This window comes from Bacillus sp. EB106-04-04-XG123 (assembly GCF_058791855.1).
In genome coordinates this window covers 805,616-829,714 of the sequence record NZ_JBYTDZ010000001.1, presented here as the reverse complement: position 1 = coordinate 829,714, position 24,099 = coordinate 805,616, and the positions used below count along the sequence as shown (strand labels likewise).

Here is a 24,099-nt window from a genome sequence, read left to right as displayed (position 1 = left end):
AATCTAAAAAGGACTGCACCCCGCAGTCCTTTTTATGTGGAAGAAAAACGATACTCCGTCCATACTCTGGAACGCCAGCGCCTATACATAAAGATGCCTCTGACCCATTCATCCACGATAAAAGAAATCCAAATCCCGATGAGCCCCATTTCAAGCTGAATGCCTAACAAGTAAGCGATCGGAAGCCCAATTCCCCACATTGAAATCATCGCCATATACACTGGAAACTTCGCGTCACCAGCAGCCCGCAATGAATTAATAATGACCATATTAAAAGAGCGTCCCGGCTCTAAAATGATCGTCAATAGGAGAAGTGTGGCGGCGATTTGAATGATTTCATGATTGCTAGTGAAAAACGTAAGCAAATGCGTCGATGATAAAGATAAAGCAGTGGAAGAAAGAAGAGAGATCGCAATGGCCCAGTATAAGCTTTTCATACATCTGCGGTAGGCCGCATCGAATTCTTTCGCTCCAATATGGCGCCCAATTAAAATCTGTGTCCCTTGGCTAATCGCTGCACCAAATAACATAATGAACATCATCAAATTTTGAGTGTAGACCTTTGCTGCTAAAGCCTGCGTCCCCATAAATGTAATAAACAATGTAATGATCATTTGAGAGCCGTTATAAGAAAGCTGCTCTCCAGCAGATGGAATGCCAATTTTCAGCAGCTTTTTTAAATGCGTCCGCTGGATGTGAAACATGCTCTTCAGCGAAAAACGCAATCCAATTCGGCGTCGGACAATGAGAATCATCGCCATCAATCCGATCAATCGAGCCAGCGAGGTTGAAAAGGCAACACCCATGACACCTAATACCGGAAAGCCAAACGGACCAAAGATGACCAAATAATTGCCGGCAACGTTTAGCAAATTCATTCCGATGGTGACATACATCGTGTCTCTTGTATATCCGTAGCTTTTTAAAATAGCACTATACGTCATAATAAGTGCTTGAATAAAAGAAAGCAGCCCGACAATTTGTAAAAAGACCGCCGCATCCGGCATGAGTTCACTTGATAAGCCCATCATGTGCAGAATTGGAACAGCTAACATAAACATGAGGAGACTAATGACAAAGCTGATCAAGAAGTTGGTCCCTAGTGAGACATAGGCGACTTGAGTCGCTTCCTGCTTGCGGTCAGCTCCTAGAAGCTGCGCAATCACAATGGTCGTTCCTGTTGTAATGAAGCTGAACATGACAATTAATAAATTCAGGAGCTGGTTGCTTACACCTACTGCGGCCACACTGTTATCAGAGTATTGGCTGAGCATAAGTGTATCAGCGCTTCCCATGAGCATATATAAAGAGATTTCGATAAAAATAGGCCAAGTTAATGCAAATAATGAAGGGTGCGTTTTCTCATCTTTGGCTTGAACCTTTTCATATGACAGGGTTTGAGATTTCATCACATAGCCCCCTTTCGTATAAATCCGATTTATAGTGTACCTTGCATCGACTATAATAAGAAGAGATGAAACCGAAACTTATTGGAGAAATACGACTTCATAAGGGGATGAATATGAATCGATTTATTACATTTACTGTACCGCCGTTTCCTATTTATATAGCTTCAGGTAAAGGGATATTTCATCAAGGAGAAAGACATATCTCAAGAACCTTCACTGTATTTGATCTTCTCTATGTCACAAAAGGTGAACTATGGATGACAGAGGACGAGGAGGCTTTTCACGTAAAAGAAGGTGAATATATGATTCTCTCACCGGGCCTGTCTCATGGCGGACATCTGCCATGTGAAGAGGATACCTACTATGAGTGGCTGCATTTCTCAATTGACCGATTTGAGCTGACGAACCGGCCAAGAGAACACTGGATTGATATGAAACAAAACCAAGCCACCTTCGAAAAGCCGGCAACATATGAATTTAGCCTGCCTCGTTTAGGAAAAGTGAAGGGACGAAGTGTGTTAGAAAAACACCTTTCAGCGATGAGCGCATTAAATCATGATGCATCTGAACTTCCGCTGAAAAAACAGCTTCTATTTGAGGAACTGCTCATTCACCTGCAAAAGGAAGCATTTCATATTCCAAGTGCAAAGGAGACTGTCGCATCAGAAGTGGTTCACTATCTTGAGCATCACTTTATGGAGAAATTGCATATGGAGCAGCTTGCAGAGAAACTGCACTATCATCCTGACTACATGACAAGGTGTATGCAGACGGTGTACGGATTGACGCCAAACCAGTACAGCCATCGTCTCAAGATCGAAAAAGCTAAAAGCATGCTCGCCTCAACAAATGAAAAAATCGCATCCATTGCAGAGCATGTAGGCATTGACGACCCTACTTATTTTTCTAAGCTGTTTCGGCAAAATGAAGGCATGACGCCGATTGAGTACCGTCATCTAGCAAAAAGAACGACAAAGTAAAGGAACGTGAACAGATGAAAAGAGAAAAGGAAGAGCTTGTAAACATACGTCCATTAACCGAAACGGATTTAGAGGCAGTGTGGCATTTAAAATTTAAAGCACCAGACCAGTCCTATCGAAAATGGAATGCCCCTTATTTTTATGAACACGAAATCCCGCTTTCTGCATTTAAGAAACGTTACTTACAGGATGAATCCATTCCCCAAAAGCTATATGGCATTGAAATAGACGGTGATATCAAAGGTACCGTATCATATTATTGGGAGAATGAACGTACACGGTGGCTTGAATGCGGCATTGTCATTTATGACTCACGCTTTTGGAGCGGGGGCATTGGGACAAAGGCATTAAATCTATGGATTGATGTATTATTTACGCATATTGATATCCCTCGAATTGGTCTAACCACTTGGTCAGGGAATGAACGGATGATGCGGTGCGCAGAGAAATGCGGATTTGTCCTTGAGGGGAGACTGAGAAAGGTCCGTTATTATCAAGGAGAGTATTATGATTCGATGCGCTACGGAATGCTGAGAGAAGAATGGCGAAGCCTCCCGCGCAATATCCTCTGAATCATTATTTTTTAGGAAAAAAGCATCGTATAATGGAATGAACTGAAGAAGAAGGGTGGCAGATGAATGTGGGCTGGATCACTGGATGGTTTGTTTCTATTTTAGTCGCAATCTATCTATTGATAGATGCACCAAAACATGGGAAAAATAAATGGTTATGGTCTATTTTAGGTCTTTTATTCGGGCTCTTTGCATTTGGGATATACCTCATCAAAACAGGAAGAAAAGGATTGGGCTGGACAGTTCTGATCGTGTCCATCATCATCTATTCTATTGTTATGCTAGTCTATGTCTTTTACTTCCTGTTGCTGATCATCGGATACTCAAACGCATCATAGAGAGCGCGTATACATAATAAGGGGGAGTTTAATCTTGAGAATAACGGGTCTATTCGTTTCACTTGCTGTTGCTATCTATTTATGGTTTGATGCGCCAAAGCATCACAAAGACAAATGGCTGTGGGCCATTTTAGGCGTGCTTTTTAGTACCATCGTACTCGGTATTTATTTGATCAAGACAGAGAGGAAGGGGCTGGGCTGGACGATCTTGATTTTAACCATCTTGTTTTATCTCATGCTGCTCATCTCTGTTTTAATCGGTGTAATTCTTTTTTATCAGGCGCCTTCATGAAGAAGGGCCTTTTTCTTTTACCTTTTGAGCCGGCACACCAGCAATAACGATCTGCTCTTCATGAAAGGAATGATTCACCACGGCATTTGCTCCAATTGAGATATGATTTGCGATATAAATGTCTCCAAACAGCTTAGCACCGGGCCCAATCCATACGTGATCTCCAATGGTTGGTACATCCTTTTCGGAATGGTTTTGACCAATATTCACCCCTTGATGAATATCACAAAATGCCCCAATTTTTGCGTGCTTATTCACAATTAAGAGGCCAGTATGATTGATTCTAAGGCCGGGGCCAAAGACGCCAATCGGGATATCAAAGCCAAGCTGCATCCCTTTCTTTTTATGTAAATAGCGGTAAAACCATTTGCGCAATGTAGCACCGCTATTAGAATAGTATTCATATTTTCGTAAATACCTTTGATATTTCCATATATCGTCCCCAAACCATTTTGGCCTTCTGTGCGTGATAGCTAATGCTTTCTTATCCTGCGTTAAGTAATGGTGAAGATCTTGCTTTGTTAAAATCATCAAAATTCCCCTCTCCATCCCCTTATGTTTCAGAGAAATTATACCATCCAAACCATTTATATCAAGAAAAAATAGTGTGATTTCTTCAATTTTCTACCTTCATTTCATCCAAATTTCTGCATAAAATGAGTGCTTTGAATTGAATAGAACAAATGAACCAGGAAAAATGATTTGTAATTTTTTTCAATGTCAATCCGTCTCATGCGTTCCATTTCCTTATGGCAGTAAGGTTTGTAAAAATTACTCGAAAATACTCATTAAAAAGAGAATATTGTATTCATATGCTTTTCGAATCATCTTTTTGAATACAATTGACTTTCCTATCTCACATCCTCTAGGCTAGTAAATGAAAATGATAATCTTTATCAATTGGAGGAGTGTTTTATTATGTCCATCAAAACCGTTTCTAAAAATCAGCAATTTTTAGAGCAGCAAAGTCAAAGAGAATCTAATGCAAGGTCTTACCCGAGACGGTTCCCATTAGCCATGCAAAAAGCCGAGGGCATGATCGTGACAGATGCGGATGGCAGAGAGTTTTATGACTGTCTAGCAGGCGCAGGAACACTTGCACTTGGCCACAATCATCCGGTTGTGATAGAAGCGATTGAACGTATGCTTCATGAAAAAAGGCCATTGCATACGTTGGACATAACCTCAGAAATTAAAGAAGAGTTTGTGAATGAAATTTTTTCTCACCTGCCAGAAGAGTTTGCAAAGAGAGCAAAAATTCAATTTTGTGGACCAACTGGCGGTGATGCCATAGAAGCTGCGATTAAATTAGTCAAGACAGCGACAGGAAATCGTTCCATTCTTTCTTTCCACGGTGCTTATCACGGTGCGACACATGGAACGATGTCATTAAGCGGGAATTTGTCTCCAAAGGAAAGAGTGCAAGGGTTAATCCCAGATGTGCATTTCATGCCTTATCCATATGAATATCGCTGCCCATTCGGAATTGGCGGGAAAGATTCACACCGCATTTCCAGCTCTTATATTGAGCGTGTATTAAATGATCCTGAAAGTGGAATTCTTCCGCCAGCAGGTATGATCTTTGAAGCAGTACAAGGTGAGGGAGGCTCAATTCCAGCATCTATTGAATGGATGCAAGAAATGAGAAGAATCACAAATGAAAAAGGCATTCCGCTCATTATCGATGAGGTTCAATCAGGCATTGGCCGAACTGGTAAGATGTTTGCTTTTGAACATGCAGGAATTGTGCCAGACGTCATTGTATTATCTAAAGCCATTGGTGGAAGCCTGCCGCTTTCAGTTGTGATTTATGATAAAGATTTGGATCAATGGAATCCAGGGGCACACATTGGCACATTTAGAGGAAATCAAATGGCAATGGCTGCAGGAACCGCTACGCTTAAATTTATAAAAGAAACGAATCTGCTTGATCATGTTGACCAGTTAGGGAATCGCATGCAGGCTCATCTAAAAGACATTCAAAAAAATGTACCTGCTATCGGTGATGTTCGAGGAAGAGGATTAATGATTGGTGCTGAAATAGTTAATCCAAATGAAAAGCAGGATGTGGATGGAAGTTATCCAGCAAATCCTGAGCTAGCCAGTCTCATTCAAAAGAATTGCTTCGATAAAGGCTTAATTGTAGAGACAGGAGGCCGTTTCGGCAGCGTCATTCGATTCTTACCGCCATTGATCATGACAGAAGAACAGCTTGAACAAGTTATCGCTATTTTCAAAGAGGCCGTATACGATGCAATCAACTAAAGCTTCTGTGGATTCATTATTTATCAATCAAAGCCAGCTTGGAAGAGAGTCCTTCCAAGCGGCTCTTCATACATCTCTCGACAGCTTACTGGACCAATGGCAAAAAGACCAAGGACCATACAGTGGAATATTGCCTGGGAAATTAGCGGCTAGTGTCGAATCATTATTTCAGTTTCAACCGTCTGGCGAATCAATTGAATCTGTCTTTCAAGATATAAAGCAGCACCTTTTGCCACATCTGGTTGATGTATCGCATCCTAAATGCTTGGCACATTTGCATTGCCCGCCGCTTATACCTGCGCTTGCCGCAGAGGTGATAGTAAGTTCATTTAACCAATCAATGGATTCCTTCGATCAAAGCGGTATTGCATCTTTGGTTGAGGAGGAAATTCTAAAGTGGCTATGTGCGAAGTTTTCTTATGGAAATCTAGCAGATGGGACATTTACGAGCGGTGGAACCCAATCTAACTACATGGGGCTGCTTCTTGCAAGAGATGCTTTTTGTGAAAACACATGGCAATGGAATGTTCAGCAGAAAGGCTTGCCGAGTGAGGCTCACCGCATGAGAATTCTTTGCTCTAAGAATGCTCACTTCACTGTGAAAAAATCTGCATCCCAGCTAGGCTTAGGGGAGCAGGCGGTTGTTCTGATAGAGACAGATGAGCATCACCGCATGGACCTCAACGATTTGAAGAAGAAACTTGTTGAGTTAAAGGAACAGGATCTCCTGCCTTTTGCGCTAGTGGCGACTTGCGGGACGACTGATTTTGGAAGTATTGACCCGGTTCGAGATGTGTATGACATCGTCAAACCATACGGTCTGTGGATACACGCAGATGCTGCCTATGGTGGAGCGCTTGTATTAAGTGAAAACTACCGACATAAATTAGACGGTATTGAGCTGGCTGATTCCATCACGATCGACTTTCATAAACAATTTTATCAGCCGATCTCCTGCGGAGCATTTCTGCTGAAGGATAAAAGGCATTTCGGCTTGATCAATTATCATGCAGATTATCTTAATCCAAAAGAAGATGAACTGGATGGAATACTACATCTCGTCCATAAATCTGTCCAAACGACGCGCCGTTTTGATGCACTGAAATTGCTTCTTTCTCTTCGTCTGATTGGGGAGGAAGGGTTTGGTGACATGATTGACCATACCATTGATTTTGCGAAGGATGTGGCTGCGCTTATCGAGAGCAATGATCACCTTGAAGTGATCAATCCTGAGCCAGAAATCAATGCAGTAGTGTTTCGATTTAAGGGTGCGGGTGACATCAATAAAATCATCCATCGAACGCTATTCACATCAGGAACTGCTGTCATTGCAAAAACAGTGGTGGATGGTCAAACATGCTTGAAATTCACTTTGTTAAATCCGAGAACGACAATTACACATATTGAGGAAATCCTTTCTGACATCGTTGATATCGGGATCGCTCATATTCAATCCGGGAGGGTACTACGTTGAGTCAATATAAACAAATGGCTGAAAATGCAACTATGCAAAGCTTTTTAAACTGTTTTTTACGTGAAACAGGAATCGATCGATCTGCAAAAAAAGAGACGAAAGCAGATGGTTCGCTTGTATTCGTGGCAAAACTAGCAAAGCAAGACCTTGAGCTTGTGATTCCGATCCGATACTTTTCATCTGTAGGCCGCCATCTCTTTGATTTTCCGATTCGCTTTCGTCCGAGTGGAAGCGAGCAAGAGGGGACGATCGTCGATTACACGACACTTGTTGCTTTATGTTCAAAGGAGCTTCTCATTGCATATGGCCGCACAGATGCAGAGGATGAATTCATGCTTCGCATCATTTTAAGCTGCAGAAATATTGAACGATTCTTAAGGGAGAGAGAAAGTGATCAAGCTGCTTTATCTCAAGCTGATTTTGAGTACATCGAGGCTGAACAGTCACTTCTCCTTGGACATTTAACACATCCAACACCAAAAAGCAGACAAGGGATGACAGAAGAGGAGGAAGCCGTCTATTCACCTGAGCTGAAAGGGGCTTTCCAGCTTCATTACTTTAAAGCGCACCATTCGATTGTGCTTCAGGATTCATCTATTTCACAACCTGCGGCAAGTCTCATGTTAGAAGAGCTTTCGCGTCAAGTGCCAGAAGAAACAGAGAGACTGAATAGGTTAACAGAAAACGGAGAATATGTGCTCATTCCAATTCATCCGCTGCAAGTCAAAGTGGTCATGGAGAAGACATTCGTGAAGCGGTATATAGAGGAGGGGAAACTGACTTATTTAGGACCGCTGGGGTCTGAATACACAGCGACCTCATCCTTTAGAACGGTCTATCAAAAGGATTCTGCTTACATGCTCAAATTCTCTGTTCCTGTGAAAATTACGAACTCGTTACGCATCAATAAACAAAAGGAACTGGATCGAGGAGTAGAGATGTCCCGCATCTTAAAAACAGAATTAGGCGTTTCTTTATATGAAAAATTCTCTGGATTCCGGGTCATTGAAGATCCTGCATATCTATCTATTCGAGGAGATGAAGCGGAATCTGGCTTTGAAGTGGTCATTCGTCAAAATCCATTCTTGCATCGTGAAAAAGGCGCAAGCTTAATTGCTGGGCTATGTCAGGATCATGCGTACGGAGGAAAATCAAGATTAGCAGGAATTATTCATAAACTTGCAGATGCAGAAGGCCGGTCAACAGAAGCGGTCAGCCAAGATTGGTTTAAACAATACTTAACCATTTCGTTAAAGCCGATGCTCTGGCTATTTGAAACGTATGGTCTTGCACTCGAGGCCCATCAGCAAAATGCTGTTGTGCAAATGAAGGATGGTTATCCAGACACCTTCTATTACCGTGATAACCAAGGCTACTATTATAGTGAATCAAAAAAAGATAAGCTCGCAAATCTAGTTCAAAACTTGAGCGTAAGAAGTGAAACCATTTGTGCGGATGATGTAGCCGTTGAGAGACTCCGTTATTATTTCTTCTTTAATCATTTATTTGGTCTCATTAATGGCTTTGGCACAGAAGGACTAGCAAAGGAAGAAGACTTGCTGGCACTCGTGAGAGATGCATTGATTGCTCATGAGGAGAAGTACGGAGCTTCTGATCTGACAAACAGCCTTCTCCGTTCAAAAGAACTTCCTTCAAAAGCGAATTTGCTGACACGATTTGAAGATATGGATGAGCTGACAGGTTCTTTGGAAACACAGTCTCGTTACACAGCTGTCTTGAATCCGCTCTTTTTACATAAGGAGGCGCTGATTGGATGAGGCATCGTATTAGGTTTATTCGTGCTGAATATGAAAGAGACGTCCAGCTTGTTCATAAGTGGATGCAAGAAGAGTATGTTCACCCATTTTGGCATTTGAATATTCCGTTTACTGATTTTGAAAAGCATTTTTATCAGGCAATACATGATCCGCATCAAACCCTTTATTTAGGCACGATTGATGGGACGCCAATGAGTTATTTTGAGGCTTATAACGTCAAAGGGGATGTCATTGAATTCTACTATGAGCCTTCTCCGCATGATCAAGGCATTCACCTGTTAATAGGGGAGCCGGATTATGTGGGAAAAGGATTTGCTGCGCCGCTCCTTCAGGCAATGACAGCATTTCAATTTGAGCAGAACAAACGAACAGAAAAAATCGTCGCTGAGCCGGATATTCGCAATGAAAAAATGATTCATGTATTTGAAAAATGCGGCTTTGAACGTGTAAAACCAGTCACTTTACCGGATAAAACAGGTCTTTTGATGTTTTGTGATCGAGAACGATTCGAAAGGAAGTATAACCATGACGCGGTTCAACAAGCAAAATAATATAGTGGATGTAATTGGGATCGGCATTGGCCCGTTTAATCTCGGACTTGCCGCATTATCTGAAGAGGTAAATGAAATAGACGCTTTGTTTTTTGAAAGAAGTGAAGCCTTTCACTGGCACCCAGGGATGCTCATTGAAGGAACGACACTGCAAGTCCCATTTTTAGCGGACCTTGTCAGTATGGTAGATGTGAAAAGCAAATATAGCTTTCTCAACTATTTGCAGGAACAAAACCGTTTGTATTCATTTTACTTTCTAGAGGACTTCCATATCCCGCGCAAGGAATACAGTCATTATTGCCGCTGGGTCGCTGATCAGTTAGACTCTTGCCGATTTGGCATGAACGTCGAATCTGTCTCACTGATTGAAAAGGCAGGGGAAAAGCGGTATGAAGTGCATGTCCGTCATGTGAAGGACCAAACTGTAGAGGTGTTTGAAAGCAAACATCTTGTCTTAGGAATTGGCACGCAGCCCGCAGTGCCAGCATCGCTCCAGCCAGCATTAGGAGAGAAGGTTTTTCACTCAGCTGACTATTTAAAACGAAAGAAAGAAGGCTGTTTCAAAGGGAAATCTGTCACAGTTATCGGCTCTGGTCAAAGTGCAGCAGAAGTGTTTTATGACATTTTATCAGATGATGAAGCGAAGGATATTCACTGGTTCACACGGTCAAAAGGATTTTTCCCAATGGAATATTCAAACCTAGGGCTTGAGTATTTCTCCCCTGACTATATTGATTTCTTTTATGAGCTTCCGCAAACAAAAAAGGATGCGTTATTAAAACAGCAAGACTTGCTGTATAAAGGCATCAGTTCGGCGATGATTCGTGATATTTATCATTTGCTTTATGAACGTTCTGCCTGCGGAACGCAGTTGAACACAGTGCTTCAAGCCATGACGGAGGTCAACTTGATTGAGGAAACAGCGGGCGGATTATCACTTTCCTGCACGCAATGGGTCAAGGAAGAATCATTTACGCATGAGACGAATATTGTTGTATTGGCGACTGGCTATCAATCCGTTCTGCCGCCATTTATCAACCCTATTTCTCACCACATTCAATGGGATGATCAAGGACGTTTCCAAGTTGAACGTGAATATCGTTTGAAAACAAATACGATGGGTGAAAATGATATTTTTGTACAAAATGCAGAGCTTCATACACATGGGGTCGGCGCTCCAGATTTGGGGCTGGGGGCTTATCGAAACAGTGTGATCATCAATGAACTTGCTCGTCAAACCGTGTATCCACTTTATCAAAAGCACGTCTTCCAGACATTTGGTACACACAAGAACGCACACACATTTGAAGAAATCAAAGGTTAAGGAGGATGAAGCGATGAGTGTACAAGACGAATTGAAAAAAGCGGTGAATCCTGCTGCTTGGAAAAAGGCAAACCAGCGTATGGTGGCAAAAATGCTGTCCGAATACATGTATGAGGACATGCTTCATCCTGTCGAGCTGGATCGTAAGGATGGCATTGCCCAGTATGAATTAATCATTCATGAACATAAGAAATATCGTTATCTGGCAAAACCTCGGTTGTTTGATAGTTTTGATACAATCGCTGAATCAATTGAGTGCTGTCAGGATGGAAAGTGGTCAAAGGATGTCAGTGCCATTGTGTTTTTACTAGACATTCAGCCGATCATTCCAATGTCCTCTGACACAACAGGCCATCTTATCAAAGAGCTTCACCATACTTTGTTAGCCGATGTCCATTTGCTGTCGAAAAAAGCGCTTCGTGCGGATGAGCTGACAGATACGGATTATGCATGGATTGAAGGAGAAATGACAGGCCATCCTTGGATTGTGTATAACAAAGGACGTATAGGATTCAGCTACGATGATTACTTAGCCTATGCACCAGAACGTCAAGAATGTGTGCAGCTGTCTTGGATTGCTGTTCACAGGGAACTTGCGACATTCCATGCAGTCGATCATGAAAAGTATGAGCAGGTGATCGCCAAAGAATTAGATGAAGTCACGATTCGTCAATTTCAACGTGTGTTAAAGGATGAAGGACTGAATGCAGCTGACTATTATATGATGCCTGTCCATCAGTGGCAGTGGACGCATATGATTATTCAGCATTTTCCGGAAGATTTGGCCTTGCGCCGGATTGTGTATTTAGGAGAGGGGCTGGATCAATATATCCCGCAGCAGTCGATCAGAACCTTTACAAATATCTCAAACAAAGGCAAGCATCATATTAAACTCCCAATGAGCATTTTAAATACACTTGTGTACCGTGGACTTCCATCAGAACGTACGGTCATTGCCCCGCGCATTACAGCGCATATTAAAGGGATTGCCGATCAAGACTCATTTTTATCTGATGTGTGCCGCGTCATTTTACCAGGTGAGAATGCAAGTATCAATGTCGATCATCCATACTACAGCAAACTGCCTGGTGCGCCGTATCAATATCTTGAGATGCTCGGTGTCATTTTTAGAGAAAGCATTTATACGTACTTAGAAGAAGGGGAGAGCCCTGTTACACTTGCGGCACTCACATATGAGGATCATGAAGGTGAGCCGTATATCAAGCAGTTGATTGAAAAATCAGGTCTCTCCGCAAAAGAATGGATGGCGAAGTTTTTCCATGTCGTGATGCCGCCGCTTTTGCACTTTATGTATCGATACGGCACAGTCTTTTCACCGCATGGTCAAAATACGATTCTTGTGTTAAAAAATCATCAGCCGCATCGTTTAGCGATCAAAGATTTCGTGGATGATGTGAATATAAGTGACCAGCCGCTGCCTGAATTAGCTTCACTAGAAGAAGATTTAAAAGAAGTGCTGCGCAGTGAGCCGCCAGAAGGTCTAGTACAATTTATCTTTACAGGATTATTTATTTGCAATCTGCGCTATGTATCCAACGTATTAGACAATCACGATCTGTTAGATGAAACGACTCTTTGGCGTTTGCTTGCTGAAGAAATTCAGCAGTATCAAAATCAATTCCCACAGCTAAAAGATCGTTTTGAATTATTTGATCTATTCCAGCCGAAGCTGACAAAGCTTTGCTTAAATCGTAATCGAATGATTGATTATGGCTATGGAGATGGAGATGACCGCCCGCATGCATCAGAGCATGGGAAGGTCACAAATGCACTCGCTCATGTTCTTTCGTCAGTTGGAGAGAAGTAATAGAAAAGCTGTAGACAAACCCTCGCATTCGGTGTCAGGTCTGCGTGCCGGTGCTCACGAATGTCACATTCGCTCCGCGCCGGTACTCGCCCTTCCTAGACTGCAAAGGTTTTCTATCACGCTGAAAAGAAGACAAAGGGCTAAAATAAAGATCATTTTAGCCCTTTGTCAACAATCTGAAGCTGTAGACATCAAGTGTCTACAGCTTGTTTGTTTTTTAAGAAAATGCTTGAGAGGCAAGGAAATAGAAAAGGGCGGGATCATTTAGTTTTTCTTTTCCGCGAATCATCATAAAATGAGCTACGTTTGTTTTTGTAAATCCTGCTTCAACAAGTGTTTCATGCAGGCGTTCAGCTGTTTCTTGCTGCATATCTAAACGAATTGCCCCTGAATAAGACGAGATGAGTGATTGGATGAGCGAGAGAGCGGTTTGTTCATCGTTTGCTGTAAGCGGTCCAATCATGAGATTAGCAGGGGTTTCGATGCCAAATGCAAAGCCAATTGTTTCATGATGTTCATTCTGTGCGATCAGCCGGAACGATGCTCGATCCATTCGCTTTCTTATAAAGCTTGATCGATTGGTACCTGCACCTTTTTCGTCAAGTGCTTCAATAGACGGGAGATGAGTTTCATCAGCGGGAGACAGATGAATCTTATCTGACACCTGAAGCGCAGTAGGATTTGTTTTCTGTGCTTTGTATGTATGAATGTAGCCGGCCGTTTGAAATCCGATTTTTTCATAAACGGGCTGTCCTTGTACAGTAGCGGTTAAAACGACAGGAACGCTTTGATCGCTCCGGCGAAGCAGGGTGTCAATCATTTTCCGCGCAAGGCCTAAGCCGCGATGCGTCTCAGATACAATAACTGCACCAATTGATGCTGCTTTTTCATATTGGAAAAGTCCCGCACATGAGATGACTTGTCCATCCGTTGTTGAAAAACCAGTAAAATATCCGTTTGTTAAAAGAGATGTAAGCTCATCCGCATTGTAATCAGGCCAGTCGACCTCTTTTGACAATTCGATAAGATCGGGTATGTCATCAAGTGTTAATGTTCGTTGTACAACGTTTTCCAATACACGCAACTCCTTCTTAGCTGATTTCATCTATATGTATCGTACCATAAGAAAGCATAAGAAAAAGGAAAAGGGAGATCCTTTTCCTCTCAGCGTGTATCAAAAAAGAACCCCCAATCACGGAGGTTCTAGACTTAATGAACATTAAAATATCGAGCTTCAGGGTGGGAGACGACGATCGCTGAAACAGATGCTTCAGGTTCCATCATGAATCCTTCTGTCAGGTGGATGCCGATTTTTTCAGGCTGAAGCAGCTTGAACAGCTTTTCTTGGTCCTCAAGATTTGGACACGCTGGATAACCAAAGGAATAGCGCTGCCCTTGATATTTCGCTTGAAATCGTTTTTCCATTGTAAAATCAACTGGGTCAGGGAAGCCCCATTTGTCACGAATCAATTGGTGGGTTCTTTCAGCTAATCCTTCTGCAAGCTCAAGTGCCAGAGCTTGGACAGCATGCATTTTTAAATAATCTCCTTCCTGCTTAAATTGCTGCGCGACTTTACTTATACGCGCGCCGGCTGTGACGGCGAATAAGGCAATATAATCTTTCTCGTTTTCATCACTTTTCCATACATAATCAGAAATGGAGCGGTACGGGAGCTTCTCCTGCCTTGGAAATTGGAACGTTTCAATGATGCGGTCAGGCTTTTCGGGATCATAAATATGCAAATCATTTCCGTCTGAACCGGCAGGGAAGAATTGATACACAAATGCTGGCGCAAACCAGTTTTTCTCTCTGCCTTCGTTTAGAAGATCTGTGACAAGCTGTTTTAATTCCAATGCTTTTGGATGCTGTTCAGCTAATAAGGTTTTGACCTTTCCCTTTAAGCCGAGATGATGACCAATGAGCATTTGTTCATTCACATAAGGCATAATATGATGCAAATCGATGTCCCTCACATAATGGCGTGCGGTATCTTCTGGCGTAAATACCGGTGCCTGAGGAAGGGCTGCGCGTTTTTCTAGTAATTCAATGACAGCTTTCGGCTGCTTTCCTTCTTTCTCCTTGAAAGGTGCCACTGGCTCCTCTTCGGGCTTTGTTTGAAATTGCAGTGGATTCACTTTTAACTCATTAGCTAATGACAGACCGTCCATGGCATCTTTTGCATAAAGAACAGGTCCATCATAATGAGGCGAAATTTTCATTTTCGTAAATTTGCGAGACAGGGCAGCACCGCCGACCAAAATAGGAACAGAAATATTGGCCTTTTGTAAATCCTGAGCGGTTAATACCATTTGCTGTGCGGACTTTACAAGTAAGCCTGATAATCCGATCATATCTGGTTTTTCCTTTTGCACAGCTTCAACCAATGTTTGAGGTGTCACCTTGATGCCGAGGTCGACTACTTGAAAGCCGTTATTGCTCAAAATGATGTCGACAAGGTTTTTCCCGATATCATGGACATCTCCTTTTACGGTCGCAAGAAGAATCTTTCCTTTCCCGCTGGCATGCTGCTTTTCCATATATTGCTCAAGGAACGAAACAGATGCTTTCATGACCTCTGCTGATTGAAGCACCTCGGCGACAATCAGTTCGTTTTGATTAAAAAGACGACCAACCTCAGCCATTCCCTGCATTAACGGACCATTGATAATATGAAGCGGCGATTCATATTGCTCCAAAGCAAGGGATAAATCATCGATGAGACCTTCTTTCGTTCCTTCGACGACGTAGAGCGCCAGCCTTTCATCAAGTGATAAGGAGACCTTTGGTTTTTTCTCCGTTTTCTTTTTGCCGCGGTAAAATTGGGTGAATTCAGCCAGTGTTTGGTCATTTGTTTCATAAAGTAAGGTTTCAGCTAGTTTGATTTCTTCCTTTGGAATGGAAGCGAAGCGTTCAAGCTTTTCTGTATTCACAATGGCATAATCAAGCCCTGCTTGCACGCAATGATATAAATAGACGGCATTTAAGATTTCTCTGCCTACAGGCGGAAGTCCGAAAGATACGTTGCTGATGCCTAAAATGGTGAGGCACTCAGGCAGGGTTTCCTTGATCATTTTAATGCCTTTGATCGTTTCTTCAGCGGCGCCAATATATTGCTCGTCTCCAGTGCCTACGGGAAAGACAAGCGGATCAAAAATGATGTCACTTGCAGGAATTCCATATTCCTTCGTTAACAAATCATGCGAACGTATAGCAATTTCAAGCTTTCGTTCTGCGGTCACAGCCATTCCTATTTCATCAATTGTGCCAACAACAAGTGCACCGCCATATAGCTTCACAAGAGGAAGAATCTCTTCAAAACGTTCCACGCCATCCTCAAGATTAATAGAATTGATGATGGCTTTCCCTTGAGAATAGGTGAGTGCCTTTTCGATCACGTGTTTATCCGTTGAATCAATGACAAAAGGGGCTTTCACCTTTTTCATGGCTTCTTGTAAAAAGCCTTCCATGTCTGCTGCCTCATCACGGTCTGGATCGGCGAGACACACATCAACGACGTGAGCGCCATTTTTCACCTGAGCACGAGCAATTTCTGCTGCTTCTTCAAACTTTTGTTCCGCAATGAGCCGTTTGAATTTGCGAGAACCAATGACATTGGTCCGTTCGCCTACAAAAAGAGGACGCATTGAATCCTCATAAATAAGAGGCTCAATTCCTGATACGGTATGCTGCGGTGATTCTCGAGTGATATGACGCGGCTGAATCGTGCGTACTTCATCTGACAATGCTTGAATATGTGCAGGTGTCGTTCCACAGCAGCCGCCGACAATATTTAACCAGCCTTCCTTAGCAAAGGCGGCGATTTTTTTAGCAAGAGAAGCAGGGGATTCATGATATTGGCCTTCTTCATCTGGGAGACCAGCATTCGGATAGCAGCTCACCGCTGACTTTGCGATGGAGGAGAGCGTGCGGATGTGGTCTGTCATAAATTCTGGACCAGTCGCACAGTTCAGGCCCACACTGATGGGTTTCATATGCTCAAGAGAGATATAAAAGGCTTCGATATCCTGACCAGCAAGGGTGGTGCCCATCGGTTCAATCGTTCCTGATACCATGAGTGGTAATTGAATGCCTGCCTTCTGAAAGGCTTCCTGAATTCCTTTGAAACCAGCTTTTACATTCAGCATGTCTTGGCTTGTTTCTAAAAGAAGGGCATCACACTTTCCGTCAATTAGAGCGCGGGCCTGTTCTTCATAGTTTCTGACGAGCTCACTGAAGGTTGTGCCGCCTGTTACAGATAATGTTTTCGTTGTTGGGCCCATTGCGCCTACAACAAAACGTGGCTTATCCGGTGTGGAGAAACGGTCTGCTTCAGCCTTTGCCAGCTGTGCAGCTCGAACATTGAGTTCATAGGCAAGGTGGCCAAGCCCATATTCATCAAGGACGAGCTTTGTCGCGCCGAACGTATTTGTTTCAATGAGATCGGCACTTGCTTCGAGGTATTCCCTATGGATCGCACGGATGATGTGAGGGGCTGTCACATTCAAATACTCGTTACAGCCCTCATACTCTTCTCCGCCAAAGTCCTCTGCTGTCAGGTTGGCGTTTTGAATCATTGTGCCCATTGCACCATCAAGGACGAGGATGCGTTTTTTGAGCTGTTCAGTGATAGTTGACATGGATGTTAGACTCCTTTTCTTTCTGATGGATGTAGGTGGTCAGTTCTGCTGTTAAATCTGATCGAAGGAAAGGAGTAATTAAATAAATGCCATTAAACAATTCGCAGGCTGTATCTAATAAAGAGCGGGCAATCGCTAAACCTTCTGCTCGCTGCTTTTCTTTATCCTCGCCAGCCTTAGCCATAATGTCACGAATAGAATCAGATAATTTGATGCCGGGAATTTCGTGATGAATAAACTCTGCATTTCGGCTGCTTGTTAACGGCATAATGCCGATGTAAATAGGTTTATCCAAGTGGCGGCTTTCCTCATGAATTTTCACAAGCTGTTCTTCAGAATAAACAGGCTGTGAAATAAAATAATCAGCGCCGTATTCGATTTTTTTCTCAAGACGTTTGACCGCTTTATCTATATGACGCACATTTGGGTTAAACGCGCCAGCCACTGAAAAATTGGTCTTTTTGCCAAGAGGCTTTCCTGAGAAAGAAAGGCCTTCATTAAATTGCTTGATGAGACGAATCAAATCAAAGGAGGTTAAATCATACACAGATGTTGCACCTGGGAAGTCTCCAATTTTAGATGGATCGCCTGTGATCGCTAAAATATCGGTTAATCCAAGAGTGTCGAGCCCCATTAAATGGGATTGTAGCCCAATCAAATTACGGTCGCGGCATGTGATATGAACAAGAGAACGCATATCAAGCTGCTGCTTTAATAATGCGCCGCAAGCGACATTGCTAATGCGCGGAGTTGCAAGAGAATTATCGGCTAACGTTAACGCATCAATGCCAGCATTCTTTAATTCATTTGCAGCGACGAGAAATCTTTCGAAGTTCAGCTTCTTCGGTGGATCGAGCTCTACGATAATCGATCGTTTTTTCACAGCCAGCTCATCAAGACCTGGTTCAGTGCGCTGATCTTGGATGGAAATGATTTCTTCTTTTAACACTTTCACTTCTTTTTCAGTGATCGGTGCTAAACCTTTGACCGCTTCAGCCATTGCGCTAATATGCTGAGGTGTTGTTCCACAGCAGCCGCCGATAATGCGTGCACCCTGATTTCTAAATTCAAGTGCACTTTTTCGGAAATAATCGTTATCTGTATCATAGACGAGTCTGCCTTCTTCAAGAGAGGGGAGACTGCTGTTAGGATAGACTGATAAATGCGAATTTTCTAAAAGTGGAACACCTTCGAGTGCCTGAATCATGTGATAAGGGCCCAGCCTGCAGTTGATGCCGACGACATCTGCACCAAGAGATGATAACTCAGATAAACCATCCTTCAGCGGGGTACCATCCTGCAAAACGCCTTGTTCATGCATAGAGACATTCATGACAATCGGGAGAGTCGTTTCTTTGCGAGCAATTTGGAGAACAGCCTTCGCTTCTTCTATGTCATAATACGTTTCAAGCAATAATCCGTCAGGCTCTTCATTTAATAGGATGTACAGCTGCTCTCTAAAGCTTCGTTTGATTTCTTCTATAGAGTAGGCATTTTTGTTAAACGTTCGAATGCCGCCAATTGTTCCGAGAACATAGGCAGAGCCAGCGGCTGCTTTTGCAATTTGTACCGCTTTTGTATTGATGCGTTTCGTTTCTTCCTCTAAGCCGTAGCGGGATAGTTTAATATAATTCGCACCGTATGTGTTCGTTTGGATGATGTCAGCGCCTGCCTGCACATATGCTTCGTGTACGCGTTTCACTTCATCCTCTTTCGATAAATTTAATTCTTCAAAACAGCGGTCAATGCCGTAAGAGTATAAAAGTGTTCCCATCGCTCCATCAGCTATCAGTACGCGATTTTGTAAGTCTTGTAATAGGCCCATTGTATTCCTCCTTATTTCTATGTAACAAAAAAAGCCTTCTGATAAGAAGAAGACTTTTTGGCTGTATCGTAATTCTTCTCCTTATCTTCCAAGCAGTTGCTTGCTGGATTTAGCACCTTGGTCATAGAAAATATATTTCTACTACACCGGTTGCTGAGGCTTCACAGGGCCAGTCCCTCTGCCTCTCTTGATAAGAAAGCAATATGAACATGTCAATGAATTGAACTTCCATCAACTGTAACGAAAAATGCAAAAATAATCAATGGAAAATTTGAAATTTATCGAAAATTTATAAATTGGACATCGATCGGCAAATCAGCCTTACGCATAAGAGAAATCACCTCTTGTAAATCATCTTTATTTTTCCCTGTCACACGCACTTGGTCATCCTGAAATTGTGATTTCACTTTGATGCCAGACTGCTTGATGAGTGCGTTGATCTTTTTAGCGTTGTCTTGATCAATCCCGCTGATCAGCTTCGCACGCTGGCGTACTGTACCGCCAAGAGCATGCTCGGTTTTTCCGTAATCGATATTTTTAGTTGGTACATTTCGTTTGATAAGCTTTGTCACAAGTACATCTTTTAGCTGCTCAAGCTTGAAGTCATCATCAGAAATGAGAACAAGTTCTTCTTTTTCGAGAGAAATGTCACTTTTACTTCCTTTAAAATCATAACGGTTTTTAATTTCTTTCAGCGCTGCTTGAACAGCGTTTTGCACCTCAGGCAGTTCGACTTTCGATACAATGTCAAATGAGCTTTCTTTTGCCATCACACATGACCTCCAAGTATTGATATTGCGTCTATTTTATCATGCCAATAGGCGAAGAAGAAACTTTATCGAAGAGATGAGGCAAAGAGTTCAGCCGGCTGCGGTATAAATCGTGTTCAGTTTGTCCACTTTAGCTAACAGAACTAGAGATGTTCATGCGGGGAGAAGTATAGTAGAATAAAGTGAATCAAAAGATGAACGAACGCTCTTTTATGGGCAGATAGGAAGGAAGAGAACATGAGACCAGGTGAGCAACTGACCTTGCAAATAGAGAACGAAATGGAATACGGCTACTTTTTGACAGATGGTGAAGATTCGGTCCTCCTGCACCGCAGTGAAATGACAGAGGATCTTGATGACCGAGATGAAGTAGAGGTCTATTTATATGTAGATCATGAAGAAAGACTAGCTGCCACAATGAAAATCCCTACAATTAACGCACATACATACGGCTGGGTAGAAGTTGTAGACGTGGTAGAAGACATGGGCGCATTTGTCGATGTTGGACTGTCAAAGGATGCACTTGTAGCAACAGAACACCTCCCGCCATTTGAGGAAGCATGGCCGAAAAAAGGAGACAAACTCTACTGTATGCTGAAAGTCACAAGTTACGGCAGAATGTTCGCAAAACCAGCCACAGAAGACGTGATCAGTGAATTGTTTACTGAGGCACCAGAAACCTTAATGAACAAAGAAATTACTGGAACAATCTATCGTTTAATTGCGACAGGTTCTTTTATGCTGACAGATACAGGCGTGCGAGGGTTTATTCACCGCACGGAACGAAAAGAAGAGCCAAGACTAGGATCGACCGTTACGGGACGAGTTATTGCAGTGAAAGAGGATGGAACCGTGAACGTTTCTCTGCTTCCTAGAAAACAGGATGCATTATCTGTCGATGCAGAAGAAATTTTAACCTATATGAGAACAAGAAACGGCGCCATGCCTTACGGAGACAAAAGTGATCCAGAGGATATCCGCGAAAGATTTCAAATGAGCAAAGCAGCCTTTAAACGAGCACTAGGTCATCTGATGAAAAATGATCTCGTTTATCAAAAAGAAGGCTGGACATACGAGAAAAAGTGAGCATTTGCTCACTTCAGCGTGCAGACAAACCCTCGCATTCGGTGTCAGTCCTGCGTGCCGGTGCTCACGAATGTCAAATTCGCTCCGCTCCGGTACTCGTCCTTCCTAGGGCTGCAAAGGTTTTCAGGTCACGCTGAAAAGAAGACAAAGTTCTAAAATAAAGTTCATTTTAGCCCTTTGTCAATGATCTAAAAGTGAGCATTTGCTCACTTTTTTATTTTTGTCTTAAATAATGGATTTTTTCTATGAAAAAAGTCATGAAAACCTTCACTATATCATTGAAACAACGCCCCTCAAATCCGATAAAAAAGGAGTAAGGATGATAAAAGGAGTGTGTTTTTGGATGAAAGTGAAGATTTCATTGCTTCTGATGGCAGCTATGCTTATGGTGCTCGCCGCATGCGGTAATCAACAGGAGGGGGCGCCAAAATCAACTGCGAAGCATATTGGCGTTATGCTCACAGATGATGGTCTTGGTGATCAATCATTTAACGATTCATCATTTAAAGGATTAGAAAAAGCACGTGATGAGCTTGGCATTGAATTTGATTATAGAGAAATTGCAGAAACTGATACATATGAAAAAGGGCTGACAGAACTCGTAAAAGATGGTAATGATCTCATTATCGGTGTAGGTTTTAGTATGCAAGAAGACCTAGAAAAAGTCGCGAAAAAATATCCGAAGAAGCAGTTCCTTCTGATTGATGCCGTATCTGAGCTGAAAAATGTGACTTCTGTGACGTTTAAAGAAGAGGAAGGCAGCTATTTAGCAGGTGCACTTGCTGCGATGACAACAAAAAGCGATGTCATTGGATTTGTTGGCGGTGTTGATGCAGACGTCATTCATCGTTTTGAAAAAGGGTTTCAAAAAGGCGCCAAATCAGTCAATCCCAAAATCAAAATCTTATCTACCTATGCCGGTACATTTAGTGATGCAGGCAAGGGCGGTAAAATAGCCAAAGATATGATCAAAAAGAAAGCAGACGTTTTATATGCTGCAGCCGGTTATTCAGGTGTTGGTGTATTAAAAGAAGCGCAATCGCAAGGCAAATATGCCATTGGTGTTGACAGCGATCAGTATTATACTGCGGAAAAAGCGGTCATTTCATCTATGGTGAAAAAAGTCGATGAAGTGGTTTATCAATTCAGCGAACAGGTCGTCAAGAACAATCAAATTAAAAGCGGACATGTTGTCTATGACTTAAGCAATGATGGAATCGATATGGCAAAAATCCGGATCTTGAAAAATGCTGAGACACTGACCAAAAAATTAAATGGTCTGAAGCAGACGCTTCTAAAAGAAGAGGGGGGCGCATCATGAGTTTACGCGTCAAAATTTTACTCAACTCACTTATCTCACTTCTTTTAGCAGTTGGCGTTATCGCCTTTATCATTGTCAGCATGACAAAGATCCAATCATCAAATGAAGCAGATGTCCAAACCTTATTAAACGTACAAAAAACGAAGGCAAGTTTTGAAAGTGTCGAGCAAGCGATGACCAATTATTCGATGACACTTTCAGATGAACAGCTAGAGATCGTTCAAAACGATATTTCTACAGCAAAAAAACAGCTGCAAACGTTAAACAAGCATGCAGGAAATTTGAACAAAGAGGCATTAACAAGGTTAAATTCAAAATATGACACATGGACCAAAGAAGCCAACAATGCCATTGGCGAAAAAAACGCCTCGGATGCAAGACGTGTGGCAGCAAGAATTGATGGCGTTTTAAATGATGTGCATACGATGAATAAAAGAGCAGAAGAAGCGTATAAACAAAATCTAGAGGATGCAGCAGACAATGTTCAATGGATTATTACAAGTGCACTCGTCTCAGCCCTCACACTGATTGTCATTGCCGTCTTTTTGAATATTGGACTAACGCGATCCATCGTGACACCTATCAAATCAATATCCTACAGAGCAAAGCAGATCGCAGAAGGAAATCTTGCTGTGGAGCGGACGGATATTCAGCGTAAGGATGAAATCGGAGGCTTGAATGAATCCTTTAATCAAATGACAGATCAGTTGATTAGTTTGATTAAAGAAATCAGCCATGTCTCAAGCCGAGTAGAGACATTCTCGATCCACCTGAATGATGAAAATAAAAAGATGATGGAATCTGCCAATCAAGTATCTGTCTCAACAGACGAAATGGCCAATGGGTCACAAGCGATTTCAGAAGATCTCCAGCATGGCGTCAGCTTGATTGAGAAAATGGACCAGCATGGACGTAAAAATTCCGAACGATCACAAACGGTCATCCGCAGTACAGAGGATGCCATCGAAGCCGTAGAAAGCGGAAAGCACACGTTAACAGAAACAAAATCAGCGATTGAAAAAAATACACATGCCACGAGACAAATCGAAGAATCAGCAGGAGAATTCACGCAATACGCCAGCGGAATCTCAGCCATGGCCAAAACGGTTTCTGACATTGCGGACCAAACAAACTTACTTTCCTTAAACGCAGCCATTGAAGCGGCAAGAGCAGGCGAAGCTGGAAAAGGCTTTGCCGTTGTAGCAGATGAAATTCGCAAGCTTGCCGATGAATCGTCTAATGCAACAAGACAAATTTTTGACATGGTCAGTCATATTGAAAGAGGGATTCAATCCATTAGTCAAACGGTTCAAGAAGGGGTCAAGCTTTCACTTCAGCAGCAGGATGCGATGGACAAAACCTCACACTCCTTTGAAGATATAGAAACAAAAGCGCAGCATATTAAACAAGAAATGGCGGTCTTAAATGACCAAATTATCCAATCAACAGAACTTGGCGGACAAGTACTGCACTCGATTGAAAATATTAGTGCAGTAGTAGAAGAAACAGCAGCTGGCAGCGAAGAAATTTCTGCCTCAGCCAATGAACAGCTGCAATCGTTCCATCAGATGAACAAACAGGTCGAAGAATTGATGAGTATGACGGCAAGGTTAAATGAAACCGTCCAGCGATTTAAACTTTCATAAGA

At 42.4% G+C, this 24,099-nt stretch carries 19 protein-coding genes and 1 riboswitch; of the genes, 13 read left to right on the top strand and 6 right to left on the bottom strand.

Going from position 1 to position 24,099, the window contains the following annotated elements; all coding sequences use genetic code 11:
• Positions 1-32: 32 nt before the first annotated feature.
• Entirely contained in the window at positions 33-1,409 is a 1,377-nt protein-coding gene (locus tag AC3WTB_RS04370; protein WP_341083480.1) for an MATE family efflux transporter, read from the bottom strand.
• A gap of 113 nt (positions 1,410-1,522) precedes the next feature.
• Here AC3WTB_RS04370 and AC3WTB_RS04365 point away from each other — a divergent pair, with 113 nt between their 5' ends.
• From AC3WTB_RS04365 to AC3WTB_RS04350, 4 genes are all read left to right on the top strand, one after another.
• On the top strand, positions 1,523-2,389 hold the full coding sequence (locus AC3WTB_RS04365) for an AraC family transcriptional regulator (RefSeq protein WP_286099025.1): 867 nt from the start codon (positions 1,523-1,525) through the stop codon (positions 2,387-2,389).
• 14 nt (positions 2,390-2,403) lie between these two features.
• Positions 2,404-2,961 (top strand): GNAT family N-acetyltransferase, encoded by a 558-nt coding sequence (locus AC3WTB_RS04360; protein WP_058838824.1) that lies wholly within the window; start codon positions 2,404-2,406, stop codon positions 2,959-2,961.
• Between the two features lie 62 nt (positions 2,962-3,023).
• Positions 3,024-3,299, top strand: coding sequence for a hypothetical protein (locus AC3WTB_RS04355; protein WP_059374898.1), 276 nt, complete (start codon positions 3,024-3,026; stop codon positions 3,297-3,299).
• Between the two features lie 34 nt (positions 3,300-3,333).
• Positions 3,334-3,591 (top strand): hypothetical protein, encoded by a 258-nt coding sequence (locus tag AC3WTB_RS04350; protein ID WP_039177699.1) that lies wholly within the window; start codon positions 3,334-3,336, stop codon positions 3,589-3,591.
• Here AC3WTB_RS04350 and AC3WTB_RS04345 read toward each other — a convergent pair.
• Positions 3,586-4,122, bottom strand: coding sequence for a serine O-acetyltransferase (locus AC3WTB_RS04345; protein WP_440602034.1), 537 nt, complete (start codon positions 4,120-4,122; stop codon positions 3,586-3,588). The two genes, AC3WTB_RS04350 and AC3WTB_RS04345, sit on opposite strands and share 6 nt — an antisense overlap.
• Positions 4,123-4,509: 387 nt before the next feature.
• Here AC3WTB_RS04345 and AC3WTB_RS04340 point away from each other — a divergent pair, with 387 nt between their 5' ends.
• The 6 genes from AC3WTB_RS04340 to AC3WTB_RS04315 are packed head-to-tail and all read left to right on the top strand — an operon-like array spanning position 4,510 to position 12,811.
• A complete protein-coding gene (locus tag AC3WTB_RS04340; protein ID WP_039177704.1) occupies positions 4,510-5,856 on the top strand; it encodes an aspartate aminotransferase family protein in 1,347 nt (448 codons plus the stop codon).
• Complete coding sequence (locus AC3WTB_RS04335; protein WP_492333379.1) at positions 5,843-7,330, top strand: pyridoxal phosphate-dependent decarboxylase family protein; 1,488 nt, start codon at positions 5,843-5,845, stop codon at positions 7,328-7,330. The genes AC3WTB_RS04340 and AC3WTB_RS04335 overlap by 14 nt, the downstream gene beginning before the upstream one ends.
• Entirely contained in the window at positions 7,327-9,108 is a 1,782-nt protein-coding gene (locus AC3WTB_RS04330) for an IucA/IucC family protein (protein ID WP_492333378.1), read from the top strand. Before AC3WTB_RS04335 ends, AC3WTB_RS04330 begins: the two co-directional genes overlap by 4 nt.
• Positions 9,105-9,659, top strand: coding sequence for a GNAT family N-acetyltransferase (locus tag AC3WTB_RS04325; protein WP_492333377.1), 555 nt, complete (start codon positions 9,105-9,107; stop codon positions 9,657-9,659). Before AC3WTB_RS04330 ends, AC3WTB_RS04325 begins: the two co-directional genes overlap by 4 nt.
• Positions 9,634-10,983 (top strand): lysine N(6)-hydroxylase/L-ornithine N(5)-oxygenase family protein, encoded by a 1,350-nt coding sequence (locus AC3WTB_RS04320; protein WP_492333376.1) that lies wholly within the window; start codon positions 9,634-9,636, stop codon positions 10,981-10,983. Before AC3WTB_RS04325 ends, AC3WTB_RS04320 begins: the two co-directional genes overlap by 26 nt.
• Positions 10,984-10,996: 13 nt before the next feature.
• Positions 10,997-12,811, top strand: coding sequence for an IucA/IucC family protein (locus AC3WTB_RS04315; protein ID WP_492333375.1), 1,815 nt, complete (start codon positions 10,997-10,999; stop codon positions 12,809-12,811).
• A gap of 217 nt (positions 12,812-13,028) precedes the next feature.
• Here AC3WTB_RS04315 and AC3WTB_RS04310 read toward each other — a convergent pair whose 3' ends face one another.
• The 4 genes from AC3WTB_RS04310 to AC3WTB_RS04295 form a co-directional block, all read right to left on the bottom strand.
• Positions 13,029-13,886 (bottom strand): GNAT family N-acetyltransferase, encoded by an 858-nt coding sequence (locus AC3WTB_RS04310; RefSeq protein ID WP_492333374.1) that lies wholly within the window; start codon positions 13,884-13,886, stop codon positions 13,029-13,031.
• Positions 13,887-14,020: 134 nt separating this feature from the next.
• On the bottom strand, positions 14,021-17,449 hold the full coding sequence (gene metH, locus AC3WTB_RS04305; RefSeq protein WP_492333373.1) for a methionine synthase: 3,429 nt from the start codon (positions 17,447-17,449) through the stop codon (positions 14,021-14,023).
• Positions 17,433-19,274 (bottom strand): bifunctional homocysteine S-methyltransferase/methylenetetrahydrofolate reductase, encoded by a 1,842-nt coding sequence (locus AC3WTB_RS04300; protein ID WP_492333372.1) that lies wholly within the window; start codon positions 19,272-19,274, stop codon positions 17,433-17,435. The genes metH and AC3WTB_RS04300 overlap by 17 nt, the downstream gene beginning before the upstream one ends.
• Before the next feature lie 78 nt (positions 19,275-19,352).
• A riboswitch (SAM riboswitch) is annotated at positions 19,353-19,471 on the bottom strand.
• Positions 19,472-19,552: 81 nt separating this feature from the next.
• Entirely contained in the window at positions 19,553-20,044 is a 492-nt protein-coding gene (locus AC3WTB_RS04295; RefSeq protein WP_012009527.1) for a YajQ family cyclic di-GMP-binding protein, read from the bottom strand.
• A 237-nt stretch (positions 20,045-20,281) separates the two neighbouring features.
• On the opposite strand from AC3WTB_RS04295, the gene AC3WTB_RS04290 reads away from it, so the two are divergent.
• From AC3WTB_RS04290 to AC3WTB_RS04280, 3 genes are all read left to right on the top strand, one after another.
• Positions 20,282-21,130: a CvfB family protein gene (locus AC3WTB_RS04290; protein ID WP_041089776.1), complete on the top strand. Its 849-nt coding sequence runs from the start codon at positions 20,282-20,284 to the stop codon at positions 21,128-21,130.
• A gap of 343 nt (positions 21,131-21,473) precedes the next feature.
• Positions 21,474-22,451, top strand: coding sequence for a BMP family lipoprotein (locus tag AC3WTB_RS04285; protein ID WP_492333371.1), 978 nt, complete (start codon positions 21,474-21,476; stop codon positions 22,449-22,451).
• Positions 22,448-24,097 (top strand): methyl-accepting chemotaxis protein, encoded by a 1,650-nt coding sequence (locus tag AC3WTB_RS04280; RefSeq protein ID WP_144495216.1) that lies wholly within the window; start codon positions 22,448-22,450, stop codon positions 24,095-24,097. The genes AC3WTB_RS04285 and AC3WTB_RS04280 overlap by 4 nt, the downstream gene beginning before the upstream one ends.
• Positions 24,098-24,099 lie beyond the last annotated feature (2 nt).